At 69.6% G+C, this 13392-nt stretch carries 12 protein-coding genes; 9 read left to right on the top strand and 3 right to left on the bottom strand.

Going from position 1 to position 13392, the window contains the following annotated elements:
- The first annotated feature begins 440 nt into the window (after positions 1–440).
- Positions 441–848 carry a hypothetical protein gene (locus AB0M08_RS05635; protein ID WP_364488925.1) on the top strand — a complete coding sequence of 136 codons (408 nt, stop codon included), beginning with the start codon at positions 441–443 and terminating at the stop codon, positions 846–848.
- A 170-nt stretch (positions 849–1018) separates the two neighbouring features.
- Here the strand turns inward: AB0M08_RS05635 and AB0M08_RS05630 are convergent, their stop codons facing one another.
- Positions 1019–1387, bottom strand: coding sequence for a spore germination protein GerW family protein (locus AB0M08_RS05630; RefSeq protein ID WP_364488922.1), 369 nt, complete (start codon positions 1385–1387; stop codon positions 1019–1021).
- Between the two features lie 19 nt (positions 1388–1406).
- On the bottom strand, positions 1407–2387 hold the full coding sequence (locus AB0M08_RS05625; RefSeq protein WP_364488919.1) for a LacI family DNA-binding transcriptional regulator: 981 nt from the start codon (positions 2385–2387) through the stop codon (positions 1407–1409).
- A 184-nt stretch (positions 2388–2571) separates the two neighbouring features.
- Here AB0M08_RS05625 and AB0M08_RS05620 point away from each other — a divergent pair, with 184 nt between their 5' ends.
- From AB0M08_RS05620 to AB0M08_RS05605, 4 genes are all read left to right on the top strand, one after another.
- Positions 2572–3438: a sugar ABC transporter permease gene (locus AB0M08_RS05620; protein WP_364488917.1), complete on the top strand. Its 867-nt coding sequence runs from the start codon at positions 2572–2574 to the stop codon at positions 3436–3438.
- A 29-nt stretch (positions 3439–3467) separates the two neighbouring features.
- On the top strand, positions 3468–4352 hold the full coding sequence (locus tag AB0M08_RS05615) for a carbohydrate ABC transporter permease (protein WP_364488914.1): 885 nt from the start codon (positions 3468–3470) through the stop codon (positions 4350–4352).
- A 62-nt stretch (positions 4353–4414) separates the two neighbouring features.
- Positions 4415–5719 (top strand): extracellular solute-binding protein, encoded by a 1305-nt coding sequence (locus AB0M08_RS05610; protein WP_364488911.1) that lies wholly within the window; start codon positions 4415–4417, stop codon positions 5717–5719.
- Positions 5716–7683, top strand: a complete 1968-nt coding sequence (locus tag AB0M08_RS05605) for a beta-galactosidase (RefSeq protein WP_364488908.1) — start codon at positions 5716–5718, stop codon at positions 7681–7683. Before AB0M08_RS05610 ends, AB0M08_RS05605 begins: the two co-directional genes overlap by 4 nt.
- A gap of 55 nt (positions 7684–7738) precedes the next feature.
- On the opposite strand, the gene AB0M08_RS05600 is transcribed toward AB0M08_RS05605, so the two are convergent.
- Positions 7739–8659, bottom strand: a complete 921-nt coding sequence (locus tag AB0M08_RS05600; protein ID WP_364488905.1) for an AbfB domain-containing protein — start codon at positions 8657–8659, stop codon at positions 7739–7741.
- A gap of 224 nt (positions 8660–8883) precedes the next feature.
- Here AB0M08_RS05600 and AB0M08_RS05595 point away from each other — a divergent pair, with 224 nt between their 5' ends.
- The 4 genes from AB0M08_RS05595 (at position 8884) to AB0M08_RS05580 (ending at position 12464) form a co-directional block, all read left to right on the top strand.
- Positions 8884–9948, top strand: coding sequence for a hypothetical protein (locus AB0M08_RS05595; RefSeq protein ID WP_364488902.1), 1065 nt, complete (start codon positions 8884–8886; stop codon positions 9946–9948).
- Positions 9949–9967: 19 nt separating this feature from the next.
- On the top strand, positions 9968–10567 hold the full coding sequence (locus AB0M08_RS05590; protein WP_364488899.1) for a class I SAM-dependent methyltransferase: 600 nt from the start codon (positions 9968–9970) through the stop codon (positions 10565–10567).
- Between the two features lie 71 nt (positions 10568–10638).
- On the top strand, positions 10639–11343 hold the full coding sequence (locus AB0M08_RS05585; RefSeq protein ID WP_364488896.1) for a Clp protease N-terminal domain-containing protein: 705 nt from the start codon (positions 10639–10641) through the stop codon (positions 11341–11343).
- A gap of 152 nt (positions 11344–11495) precedes the next feature.
- The gene (locus tag AB0M08_RS05580) at positions 11496–12464 is read left to right on the top strand and encodes a glycoside hydrolase family 6 protein (RefSeq protein WP_364488893.1); all 969 of its coding nucleotides are present in this window, start codon (positions 11496–11498) and stop codon (positions 12462–12464) included.
- Positions 12465–13392 lie beyond the last annotated feature (928 nt).

The following is a 13392-nucleotide window of genomic DNA, read 5'->3' as shown; positions in this document are numbered from 1 at the left end:
CCCGGCCAGGCCACCATCACAACGGCGACGAGCCTTCCACCAGCACAAAGCTAAACAAAATCAAGAAACTGTCTCAGTTGACTTGACAGGTTCCGTTCGCCCACGAGGGCGGTGGGCTCAGCGTGCCAGAAACGCCGCCCCTGGAAGGGCCGGGCTTTCCCGGGCCCGGGTGGATGCGGGTCTGTTACGGCCACTCCTCCGGTCGCCGGATACACGCGCCGGACTGCCACGTTCTGAAGAGTCAGAAGACGGACCCGAATCGGGCGCCGACGTGGTCCGCCTGGCGCCTCAACCTTCCGGGGAGCGATCCGTGCGGGAACTGCGGTGGCCCGTGGGTCGCCGCGAGCCCGGCGCTGGTCGGCTTCCTGGCGGCCGTAGCCGTGTGGCGACACCGATCCACCGGGGCCGTGGAGCGGTGGCAGCTCCGAGCATGCCTGACCATGCTTGCCGACGCCGCACAGGCACGTGCCATCGAGGTCGAACCGGATGTCGACTGGACAGTCCGGATAGTGACCGAGCTCGTCGCTGATCAGCCCGGTGCCGGTGGATGGGACGCCTACACCGCCGTGAACCCGTTCGGCGGTGACTTTCGGCGGTGGGCACCGGCCCGGCAGATGGGTGCTCTCCGCCTGGCATATGGGCGGCTACTGATTCTCCGTGACGCACTGCCGTCAGCCCGGCGTCCCGGAGAACAGCCGCCCCCGGTGGACGATCTGTCCGGTACTCCGGAGCAGCGACGGGAGGCGGTGCGGTCGTGGTACCGCGACCTGACCCGCATCTGCGTCGGGGAGCTGCCCGACCTGGACCTCCTGCTGTTCGGCCTGCCGGGTGGGGTGAAGCCGCGGTGAGCGGGGCCGCGATCTGCAGGGTGGGGTGAAGCCGTGGTGACCGGGGTCGCGATCGTCGCCCGGGAGGGGCGGCCACCGCGGCTGTGGGCGGGACCCCGACGGGAGGTCGCGTTGCCCTGCGGTGGCCGCCTTTTGCGGGCGGTGGGGGAGCGGAGACCCGTACCGGAGAATCAGCGGGAGCGGCGGCGCAGGACGGAGCGGGCCACCAGGAAGGCGGCGATCGCGACCAGTTGGCCGCCGAGGATGATCTTGTTGACGTCGAGGGCGGGTTTCCACGTCACCTCGCCCTCCTTGAGGACGAAGACGCCGGCCGGCTTGGCGGAGAGGCCGTAGCCGACGCCGTTGCCGCTGCCCTGGGTGGTGCCGTCCGCACTGTCGCCGCCGCCTCCGCCGCCACCGGCGCCGCCCGCGACCCTGGCGACCGGGAGCAGGAGGACGCCGTCCTTCTCGATCGGGGTGCCGAAGACGCGGCTGACGGTCGCGGTGTCGGTGGCCTTGCGGGCGGTCTCGAGGATCTCTTCGGTCGTTGCCTGGGCCATCGTGTGCCTCCCGGGAGGGTCAGGCTGGTGGCGGGGCGGTGCTGCCGCGGACCACCAGGTGGGTGGGGACCAGGTCGGTGCCGGGGCCGGCCGGCTCGGCGCGGATCTGGGCCAGCAGCGACTGGACGCAGCGCCGGCCCACCTCGGCGAAGTCCTGGTGCACCGTGGTGAGCGGGGGGAGGTACGACGAGGCCTCGGCGAGGTCGTCGAAACCCACCACGCTCACCTCGGACGGTACGGCACGGCCGCGCTCGTGGAGGGCCCGTAACACGCCGAGTGCCATCTGGTCGTTGCCGGCGAAGACCGCGGTGCAGTCGTCGGGCAGGTCGAGGGCGGCGCGGTAGCCGGACTCCGCGGACCAGTCGCCGCGCAGGATCGCGGGTATCGGGCGGCCGGCCTCCTCCAGCACCGTGCGCCAGGCCACGGCGCGACGGTCGGCGGAGTACGAGCCCGCCGGCCCGGCCACGTGCCAGACCGAGTGGTGGCCGAGTTCGAGCAGGTGGCGGACCGCCTGCCGGGCGCCGTCGGCCTGGTCGGTGTCGACCACCGGGTAGCGGTCGCCGGCGTCGGAGTCGACCACCACCACGTGGACGCCGGGCGGCAGGGCGACCGTGGTGGCGTCCAGCAGGTGGATCTCGATGATCACGATGACGCCGTCGACGGCGAGCTCGCCCATCCGGGTGAAGGCGCCGAGCACGTTGTCCTGGGTGGGCACGCCGACCGGGATCAGCGTGATGGCGTAACCCTCGGTCGCGGCGTGGGTGGCGATCGCTTCCACCGTACGACTGTTACCCGTCGACGCGAGTCCGAAGAGGATCACGCCGATGGTGTTGAAGCGACCGTACCGAAGTGAACGTGCGGCACTGTTCGGTCGGTATCCGAGTTCGCGCATGGCCGCAAGAACCTGCTCACGCGTGGACTCGACGACGCCGCTCTGGCCGTTCGCCACCCGGGAGACGGTCTGCGAGGAGACGCCGGCCAGTTTGGCCACGTCTGCCATTGATACACGCTGCTTGCGGCGTCCGCCCGGAACGTCCGATCCACCGCGTAGACGCTGCGGTTCTATGGCCCTCACTCCTTGACCGACCTGGTGACGCGTGCCACTATACGGCACACACGTTTACGTAAACATTTCCAAACGTGGGCGAACATGTTTACGTAAACATCGACGTAAGGAGGAACTGTTGACACGGCGATCATGGGTCGGGTGGCAGTTCGTCAGTCCGTTCCTGGCGGTGTTCGCGCTGGTCTTCCTCGCGCCGATCATCTACTCCCTCTACCTGAGCCTGTACCGGACCAAGCTGATCGGCGGCACGTCCTTCGTCGGCATGGAGAACTACACCAAGGCTCTGGAGGATCCGCAGTTCTGGTCGGCGGTCGGGCGGGTGAGTCTGTTCCTGGTCATCCAGGTGCCGATCATGCTCTTCCTCGCCCTGCTGGTCGCGCTCGCCATCGACAGCGGACGGCTCTACGGCAAGGCGTTCTTCCGCATCTCGATCTTCCTGCCCTACGCGGTCCCGGCCGTGGTCGCGACGCTGATGTGGGGCTTCCTCTACGGCAACCGGTTCGGCCTGGTCGCCAGCATCAATGACACCTTCGGGATCACGCTGCCCGACCTCTTCTCCCCGGACTGGATCCTCGCCTCCATCGGCAACATCGTGACCTGGGAGTTCGTCGGCTACAACATGCTGATCCTCTACTCGGCGCTGCGGGTCGTCGACACCTCTCTCTACGAGGCGGCGGCGATCGACGGTGCGGGGCAGTTCCGGATCATCCGGGCGATCAAGCTGCCCGCGCTGCGCGGACCGCTCTTCGTGGTGACGATCTGGTCGATCATCGGCAGCTTCCAGCTCTTCACCGAGCCGATCGTGCTGCGGACGCTCGCGCCGAACTCGATCATCACCTACTTCTCCCCGAACTACTACGCCTGGCAGCTCGCGGTCGGCGGCCAGCAGTTCAACTACTCGGCGACGGTCGCGGTGGTGATGGGCGTGCTCACGATGGTGGTCGCGTACCTGGTCCAGTCCCGCGCCGTACGGAAGGCACGCTGATGTCGGGCATCGCGGTAAAGCAGAAGCCGGTGACGCTCCGGCCGGCCACCATCCGCAAGCAGGCGGCCAAGAGGAACCAGCGCAGCGTCAGCCTCACGGTGATCACCACGATCATGGTGGTCTACTCGCTGCTGCCGCTGATCTGGTTGCTGATCAACGCGACGAAGACCCAGGAGGGGCTGCAGACCTCGTTCGGGCTCTGGTTCGCCGACGACTTCGCGCTCTTCGACAACATCGGCGACCTCTTCAGCTACCAGGACGGCGTCTACCTGCGCTGGCTGGGGAACACCGTCTTCTACGTGCTCGTCGGCGCGGGCGGGGCCACCCTGCTCGCCACACTGGCCGGGTACGGCCTGGCCAAGTTCGCCTTCCGTGGCCGCCGGGCGATCTTCGCGCTGATCCTCGGCGCGGTCGCCGTCCCACCCACCGCGCTGGCGGTGCCGACCTTCCTGCTCTTCGCGAAGATGGGCATCACCGACACCGTCTGGGCGGTCATCATCCCGACCCTGATGGCGCCGTTCAGCCTCTACCTGATGTGGTCCTTCGCCAACGACGCGGTGCCGGCCGAGATCCTCGAGTCGGCGCGGGTCGACGGCGCCGGCGAGTTCCGCATCTTCTTCCGGCTCGCCGTGCCGCTGCTCTCACCGGGGTTCGTCACGGCGCTTCTCTTCAACGTGGTCTCGACCTGGAACAACATGTTCCTCCCGCTGATCATGCTGAAGGACCGCAACCTCTATCCGCTGACGCTGGGCCTCTACACGTGGAACCAGCAGGCGCAATCGGTCGGTGGTGACGTCGTCTACAACCTCGTCATCGCCGGATCGCTCCTCGCCATCGTCCCGCTGATCATCGCCTTCCTGTTCCTGCAGCGTTACTGGCAGTCGGGGCTGGCGGCGGGCAGCGTCAAGCAGTGAACTCCTTGAGAAAGGGAAGCACATTGGGAATCACCCGCCGGCACGCCCTCATCGGTGCCGCCATGTCGATATCGCTCTTCGCCGCCGGTTGCAGCTCCGACGACGACTCGACCACTGACGGGGAGGCCGCCGCCACCACGGTGTCCGACGCCGACGTGGAGGCCGCGCTCCAGGCCGGTGGCAGCCTGACGGTCTGGGCCTGGGACACCACGATCACCAAGGTGGTCGAGCAGTTCAAGGTCAAGTACCCGAAGGTCGAGGTCAAGCTGGTCAACGCCGGTACGGGCAACGACCAGTACACCGCGCTGCAGAACGCGGTCAAGGCCGGCTCCGGCGCGCCGGACGTCGCGCAGATCGAGTACTACGCGCTGCCGCAGTTCGCGCTCTCCAAGGCGGTCGCCGACCTGAACACCTACGGCGCGGCGTCGCTGGACGGGACGTTCACGCCGGGCACCTGGAACTCGGTGCACTCCGGCGAGGGCATCTACGGCCTGCCGATCGACTCGGGCCCCATGGCGCTCTTCTACAACAAGGAGGTCTTCGACAAGTACGGCATCGAGGTCCCCACCACGTGGGAGGAGTACGCCGCGGCGGCCGAGAAGCTGCACACCGCGAACCCGAAGTCGTACATCACCAGCGACACCGGCGACGCGGGCTTCACCACCAGCATGATCTGGCAGGCGGGCGGCAAGCCGTACACGGTCGACGGCACCAAGGTCACCGTGAACTTCGCCGACGCGGGCGCGCAGAAGTTCAGCACCCTCTGGCAGGGCATGATCGACAAGAAGCTGGTCGCGCCGATCTCCGGCTGGAGCGACGAGTGGTACAAGGGTCTCGGTGACGGCACCATCGCCACCCTGATCATCGGCGCCTGGATGCCGAGCAACCTGGAGAGCGGCGTGAAGCCGGCGGCGGGCAAGTGGCGCGTCGCGGCGATGCCGCAGTGGGAGGCCGGTGGCAAGGCGACCTCGGAGAACGGCGGTAGCTCCCTCGCCGTCCTCGACGGCAGCGCGGCCAAGACCCTGGCGTACGGCTTCCTCAAGTACGCCGCGGTCCAGGACGGTGCCCAGCTCCGCACCGACGCGGGCGCCTTCCCGGCGACCACGGCCCAGCTCAACGCGGACGCCTTCAAGAGCAAGGAGTTCGAGTACTTCGGTGGCCAGAAGGTCAACGAGGTGCTCGCCGAGTCCGCCGCCGAAGTGGTCACCGGCTGGTCGTACCTGCCCTTCCAGGTCTACGCGAACAGCATCTACGTCGACACGGTCGGCAAGGCCTACACCGGCGCCTCGACGCTGACGGACGGTCTCAAGGCCTGGCAGGACGCCTCGGTCAAGTACGGCAACGAACAGGGCTTCGAAGTTTCATGACGGTGTCGCATCACGGGGAGCCCCGGCGCTGGCTGCGCCGCGCCGGGGCGCCGCGGCTGGAGTTCGGCGCGGACTACAACCCGGAACAGTGGCCGCGTGAGGTCTGGGCGGAGGACGTGCGCGCGATGCGTACGGCCGGTGTCACCGTCGTCTCCCTCGCCATCTTCTCCTGGGCGCGGATCCAGCCCCGCCCCGAGGTGTACGACTTCGCCTGGCTCGACGAGGTGATCGACCTGCTGCACGCCGGCGGGATCTCGGTCGACCTCGCCACCGCCACAGCCTCGCCGCCGCCGTGGCTGGTCGCCCGGCATCCGGAGATCCTGCCGGTGGACCGGGCGGGCAACACCGTCTGGCCCGGCGGCCGTCAGCACTGGCGCGCCACCTCCCCGGTCTTCCGCAACTACGCGCTGCGCCTGGTCCGCGCCATGGCCACCCGCTACAAGGACCACCCGGCGATCGTCGCCTGGCACGTCAACAACGAGCTGGGCTGCCACAACCTCTACGACTTCTCGGACGACGCGGCGGTCGCGTTCCGGGCCTGGCTCCGCGAGCGGTACACCACCCTCGACGAGCTCAACGTCGCCTGGGGCACCGACTTCTGGTCGCAGCGGTACAGCGACTGGGACCAGATCATCCCGCCCCGGCAGGCCACCACGCACCCGAACCCGACCCAGCAGCTGGACTTCAAGCGGTTCTCCTCGGACGCGCTGAAGGAGCACCTGCGGCTGGAGCGGGAGATACTGCGCGAGATCACCCCGGATATCCCGGTCACCACCAACTTCATGGTGATGGGCGAGACCAAGGGGATGAACTTCGCCGACTGGGCGTCCGAGATCGACTTCGTCTCCAACGACCACTACGTGCTCCCCGGCCCGCAGGCGCTCGACGAGCTCTCCTTCTCGGCGAACCTGACCGGCAACCTGGCCGGCGGGCGGCCGTGGTTCCTGATGGAGCACTCCACCAGCGCGGTCAACTGGCAGCCGATCAACGTGGCGAAGAAGCCGGGCGAGCTGGACCGGGACTCGCTGACTCACGTGGCGCACGGCGCGGACGCGGTCTGCTACTTCCAGTGGCGGCAGTCCAAGGCGGGCGCCGAGAAGTACCACTCGGCGATGATCCCGCACGCCGGCGAGGACAGCGCGGTGTTCCGTGCGGTCACCGCCCTCGGCGCGCGTCTCGCCGATCTCAGGAGGGTCGCGGGCAGTGACCGGAAGCCCGCCGACGTGGCGATCCTCTTCGACTGGGACTCCTGGTGGGCCTCCGAGCAGGACTCGCACCCGACCGACCGGCTGCGCTACCGCCAGGAGGCGCTGGACTGGTACACCGCGCTGCTCAACCTGGGGATCCGGGCCGACGTGGTGCCCGCCGGGGGAGCGTGGCAGGGCCACCGCCTGGTGATCGCCCCGATTCTGCATGTGGTGCCCACCGATTTGGCCGATCGCATCCATGAATACGTGAACGGCGGCGGTCACTTCGTGACCACGTATTTCTCCGGGATCGTGGATGTGAACGAGCACATATGGCTGGGCGGCTATCCGGGCGCCTTCCGCGAGCTGCTCGGCATCCGGATCGAGGAGTTCGCCCCACTGCTCGACGGCGAGACGGTGGATCTGGACGACGGCACGGTCGGCACGCTCTGGACCGACCGCTTCCAGATCACCGCGAGTGACGTCGAGGTCCTGGCCCGGTACAAGGACGCGGACCAGCCGGCCGTGACCCGCCGTCCGGTCGCGGCCGGCTCCGCCGCGTACGTCTCGACCCGGCTCGGCCCGGACGGTCTGACCAGCCTGCTGCCGGCGCTGCTCGGCCCGGCCGGGGTGGTCAGCGAGCTCCCGGCTGAGCTGCGCGGACGAGTCGAGCTGGCGATCCGGGGGGAGCACCGCTTCCTGATCAACCGGACCGACGAGCCGGTGGATCTGGGCGACGGCCGGGTGCTCGACGCGCGCGGCGTGATCGTCTCCTGACGGAACACGGGCTCTCGGTGCGACTGCACCGAGAGCCCGTGGGTGTGACGAAGGGTCAGAGGGCCGCGCGCGGAACGAGCGCCAGGGCGTCCGCCGCCGACGTCTCCTTCAGGTACAGCTGCTGACCGGATTCCACCACATAGCGCAGCGGGTAATTGCTGGAACGCAACACCAGTGCGGCGCCCGAGCGAATGGACACCGGACAGAAAGTGGCGTCCTGCTCGTACAGATCCGAGGAGTCCCTGCGGACCAGCTTGATTTGGTAGTCCTGGTGCCGCAGGAAATAGCCCGGGTAGTTGACTGATTCGAGCGACACGCAACTCGAATTAGCCAGTCCAGTGCGGACGGTGAAGCCCGAGTCGGCCTTTTCCAGAGCGGTGCTCGATGCGCCGATGGCATCGATCCGCCCGTAGTAGTTCCGGTGCCGTATCCGGTATCCGGAGTCGTCGGCCACGGTCAGCCCGACGGTCGACCCGACGGTCAGGTGAACGTCGGCCGCCTTACTGGTGGTAGTGGTCGCGGCGGCGCTCGGCTTCGTGGTTCCGGCGACGGCCTCCTTGACGGGCCACGGAGAGCTCGTGGAGTACCGGGCCGCCGGAGTGGAACTGGGAGCGCTCCCCGTGATAGAGGCGCTGGGGCTGCCGCTTCGCAGTACAACCGTACTTTGTGCCACCGGCGGGGGTACCGGCAGAGTGGTGCTCTCCTCGGCCACGAACTGGGGGCCGCCGGGCTGTTCCGCGTCGATGCTCGCGGCCGCCAGAGCGGCCACCGCGCAGGTGGCCAGGGCCACCCCCACGAGGGCTGCGCGGCGCCGGAACGGGCTGTCCTGCGCCAGTCGGCGAACGCGCACATCGAAGCTGGAAAATGAGATCGGCGTGGTGGGCCGGATGGGCGGGGGAGTGCCCCGCGCTTCGGGCGAATACGGCGGCACCCAGCCGCCGACCCGCAACCCGTTACGGGGATCGTGTTCCGGCATGTATTCGCTTCCTGCAGAGTGAAGTGCGAACCGCACTTAATGAATCGATAAGGATCCTTGCGGGGCGGACCGCTCAGATCAAGAGGTGCGCGCCTCAATTTCGCCGGGAAGGCGGCGAATTTTTGTCGCGGCGGCCGAACCGAACCCCGAACCTGTGCGTATACCCGGTCGGACCACCCGGCGAGACATGGGGATGTGCGGGTGGCCGCACCGAGGAGACCTGCGTGGATAGTCCAGTCGTATCCGATGCGCCGAGCTCGCCGGACGGGGACCCGGCGCAGCCCGTGCCGCCCTGGCCCAAGATCGCCGACTACTGGCCGGACGCACCGCAGCGGTTCGGTCCCCAAGCCGACCATTACGAACTGCCCGGAGCCGAGGCGGTCCGCACCGGCAACGGGCTGAACGCGATTCCCCCGGCCCGGGGCGAACAGGCGACCGCCCCGTTCGGCGATTCCGATGGGCGTACCGTAAAGAATCGCAAACCTGTCGTCGCGCTCTTCGCGGCGACCATCCTCGCCGCCGGCGCGATTCTCGGCGCTCTGCAGTACATCCGCGCCGACCGCGCCGAGCCCGTGTCCGCGCCCGGGTCCACCGCGGATCCGGCACAGGTGGAGGTGCCCACCGAGAACCCGCCGGTCTCGATCGGCACGTCGCCGCCCTCCGCCGCCGCCTCGGCCGCCCCGCCGGCGGCGTCACCGACCGCCACCGCCATACCGGACGCGGCCGTCTTCGAGTTCGCCGACGGCGTCACCGACCTCAACGTGACCATCGGCGACGTGCCGAACGACGGCTTCTTCCAGGTGACCACCGGTCAGGACAGCAAGATCAGTGCGAGCACCACGGTCGACGGCGACACCCTCAAGGTCGGCGTCGTGCCGAACGGCCGCAAGACCGGCAGCGCCGAGCTCAACGTGATCCTCAGCAGCGAGGTCGACTGGGCGGTCCGGATGCGCGGCGGCGTGCGCACCGGCACCTTCGACCTGTCGCACGGCACGGTCAGCCGGATCGATCTGATCGGCGGCGCCAACACGATCAACATCGGACTGCCGCGGCAGGACGACGGGATCACGATCCGGATGACCGGCGGCGTCAACACGTGGCGCATCGAGACCGAGCGGAAGACCCCCGTCCGGGCCCTCTTCCGGCAGGGCGCCGGCACGGTCACGCTCTACGGCGACAAGACCAACGGCGTCGACAAGGGCGAGACGCTCCGCAGCGGCGACGGCGACGGCGGCATCGAACTGGAGGCCGTCAAGGGGGTGGGAACCCTGACCGTATCCACCCAGTGACCTCGGGCAGAATCGTGGAGTGACACGTACCCAGGGTGATGCCCAGCCGCCGCAGGCGTCCTTCTCCCTCGACCACTTCACCGGTCTCTACGAGGCCAAGGACGACCCGTGGGACAACGCCATCAAGTGGCAGGACCAGCGCAAATACGCGGTCGCCGTGGCCAGCCTGCCCCGCGAGCGGTACCGTCGCGCCTACGAGCCGGGCTGCGCCGTGGGCCGTCTCACCGCCCTGCTCGCGCCGCGCTGTGACGAACTCCTGGCGGTGGACTGCGTCCCGGCGGCCGTCGAGCAGGCCCGCGCGGCCGTTTCCGCTCACCTCAACACCACGGTCGTGACGGCGATGCTCCCGGCCGACCTCCCGCCCGGCACCTTCGACCTGATCGTCGTCGGCGACCTGCTCTACTACCTCTCCGCCCCGGACCTGACGATCATGCTCGACGCGATGATCGCCCGCCTCGAACCGGGCGGTGACCTGGTGGCGGCACACTTCCGGGACCGTTCGCCGACCGGCTACGACGGCTTCAACGTGCACGGCGCGCTGGCGGCCCGGCCCGAGCTCAGCCGCCTGGTCACCCACGACGACGAGTGGTTCCTCCTGGAGGTCTTCCGCCGCCTCTGATCTCCCCCGTACGGGCCGGTTGCGTCAACTTCGGGTTGACGATGTCATGCCGTCAACCTACGGTTGACGGCATGACGCAGATTACGCCACCGGTCAGGCTGGACGACCTGATCACAGCGATCACCAAGAACAATGAGGACGTGCTCGACCGTCTCTCCGGCGCGGTGCTGCTGGCCGATCACATCGGGGAGATCGCGGACCACCTGATCGGGCACTTCGTCGATCAGGCCCGGCGGTCCGGCGCATCGTGGACCGACATCGGGCGCAGCATGGGCGTCACCAAGCAGGCCGCACAGAAGCGGTTCGTCGGGAGACCCGACCCCGATCCGTCACAGGGATTCCAGAAGTTCTCGCAGCTCGCGCGCGGCGCGATCGTCACCGGGATGAACGAGGCCAAGGCCGCCGGCAGCGCCGAGATGGTCCCGGCGCACCTGGTGCTCGGGCTGCTCGGGACCGAGGGCACGGCGGTCGAGGCGCTCCGCGCGCAGGGCGTTGACCCGGCGCGGGCCCGGGCGGCGGCGACCGGGACGCTGCCGCCGCGCAGTGACGCCGACCCGGTGCTCATCCCGTACGACGCCCGCGCCAAGAAGGCCCTCGAACTCACCATGCGTGCGGCCCTGCGACTCGGGCGCGAGGGGATCAGCACCGGTCACCTGCTGCTCGGCCTGCTGGAGGAGGAGAACGGCGACGGGGTCCTGACGGCGCTCGGCGTGGACCCCGCGACGACCGAGAGACTCGTCGCGGCGGCCGCCGACGAGGCGCCCCCCGGTCAATAGGACGTCGCCCGACCGGGTGCATATCGCGGAAAGCGGCACCGGCACGGCGTCGCGTGTGGTGACTCCTCGTTGGCTGGACGGTACGGTGTACTTTGACCGGTTTTGACGAGGGGTTTCAGGTGGGGTTCCACGGCGCGGCGGTTGTGAAGAGGATGTCCGCGGTGCTGCTTACCGCCCTGGTACTCGCCGCCTGCGACCCGGGGTCCACACGCGAGCCGGCCGTACCCCAGGTGCCGGCCGAACGGTTCTACGTGGAGCCGGCCGGCGCGGCGGCCGCCCAGGTCCGGGAGTGGGACGCCCAGGGGCGTACCGGAGACGCGGCCGCCGTCCGGAAGATCGCGGACGAGCCGACCGCCGTCTGGTTCGCCGACGACGCGGACGGGTACGCGGACCGCGCCCGCCGGCTGGTCGCCGCCGCCACCGCCGCCGGGCGCACGCCGGTGCTCGTCGCCTACTACGTGCCGCAGCGCGACTGCGGCGGGCACTCCGGTGGCGGGGCGCCGGACGCGGAGGCGTACCGGACCTGGATCGCGGCGCTCGCCGAGGCGATCCGCGGCTCCCGTGCACTGGTGGTGCTGGAACCGGACGCGCTCACCCACGTACTGCAGGGTTGCCTCAGCGGCGAGGCGGCCGAGGACCGGTACGCCCTGCTCGACGACGCCGTCCAGGAGCTCAAACGGGAGTCCGACGTCCGCGTCTACCTCGACGCCGGCAACCCGGGCTGGATCAAGGACGTCGACCGCGTGGTGGACGCCCTCGACCGGGCAGGCGTCCGCGGCGCCGACGGTTTCAGCCTCAACGTCGCCAACTTCGAAACCACAGAGGCCAACATCGCTTACGGTACGGCCATCTCCGACCGTCTCGGCGGCGCCCATTTCGTCATCGACACCAGCCGCAACGGCAACGGCCCCGCCGACACGAGCGGCTCCGGCGACGGACACTGGTGCAACCCGCCCGGTCGCGCCCTGGGCCCGGCCCCGACCACGCGTACCGGCCACGACCGCGTGGACGCGTTCCTCTGGGTCAAGCGCCCCGGCGAGTCCGACGGCGCCTGTGGTGACGGTGCTCCCGAGGCGGGCCGGTGGTGGCCCGACTACGCCCTCTCCCTGGCCACGAACTGACCACGACCCCACCCGCCAGCCGGCGTTCACCCACCCGGCCCCGCACCCGTTCCACGCCTGACCCCGCTGGTCGATTCCGGCGGGATCGTCGCCGGTGGGGTCGCGGGGTGGGCGTTCTCGGTCATGGCCCGGGTTGGGGGTTATCCACAGCTGGGGTTTATCCACAGGGCCCCGGGCCAAGATCACGTTTTTCTGCCACTGTTCCGTTAGGGATGGGGGTTTCCCCCGGTCGGGGTGGGCCCTGGCTGGCCGGGTTTGATCGACTTTTCATGATCAACTGCGGGGATGATCTTGGTGGCTGGGGTTCAGGGGTGTGTCGGCGGGCTGGAGTGACCCGTGAGTTCCAGCTTTCCCGGCGTGGCTGGTGGTCAGGGGTCTCTCGGGCGCCTGAGACACCCCGGATCGCCAGCCGACGGGCCCGAGGCACCCCGGATCGCCAGCCGACCGGCCGCGGGTGCCCCGGATCGCCGGCTCACCGCCCGTGGGGCGCCGCCCGGCCCGTCCACGGCCGAGCCCTGGCCGGCGAAGCCGATGTTCCGTGACGGTGAGTGTTCGGGCGGGCTCGTTGAACGTGGCCGCCCACCTGGCGGTGTCCTGATACCACCCCTGGAATGCGCGCCCGGGCTCCGGCACTGCCCCGGAACACGCCAGCGCGTCCCGGCGTCCGAGCGCCAGCCGAAGTGCGCCAGCCCGGGGCCTGGGCGGCCCGGGTGGGACGGTCGGGCGGCGGGCGGGACCGGGCGAGCGGGATCGGGCGAGCGGCGGGCGGGACCGGGCGAGCGGGATCGGGCGAGCGGCGGGCGGGATCGGGCGAGCGGGATCGGGCGGGCGGGACGGGTGAGGTGGGGCGAGAGCGTGCCCGTGGGGGAGCAAAGGGAGCGCCCCGTCCGGCGGGTGCCGGACGGGGCGCGGAGGATGGTGCGTACCG

This window comes from Actinoplanes sp. NPDC051851, from assembly GCF_040681165.1.
Classification (GTDB): domain Bacteria; phylum Actinomycetota; class Actinomycetes; order Mycobacteriales; family Micromonosporaceae; genus Actinoplanes.
This window is presented reverse-complemented; position numbering and strand designations above follow the sequence as displayed.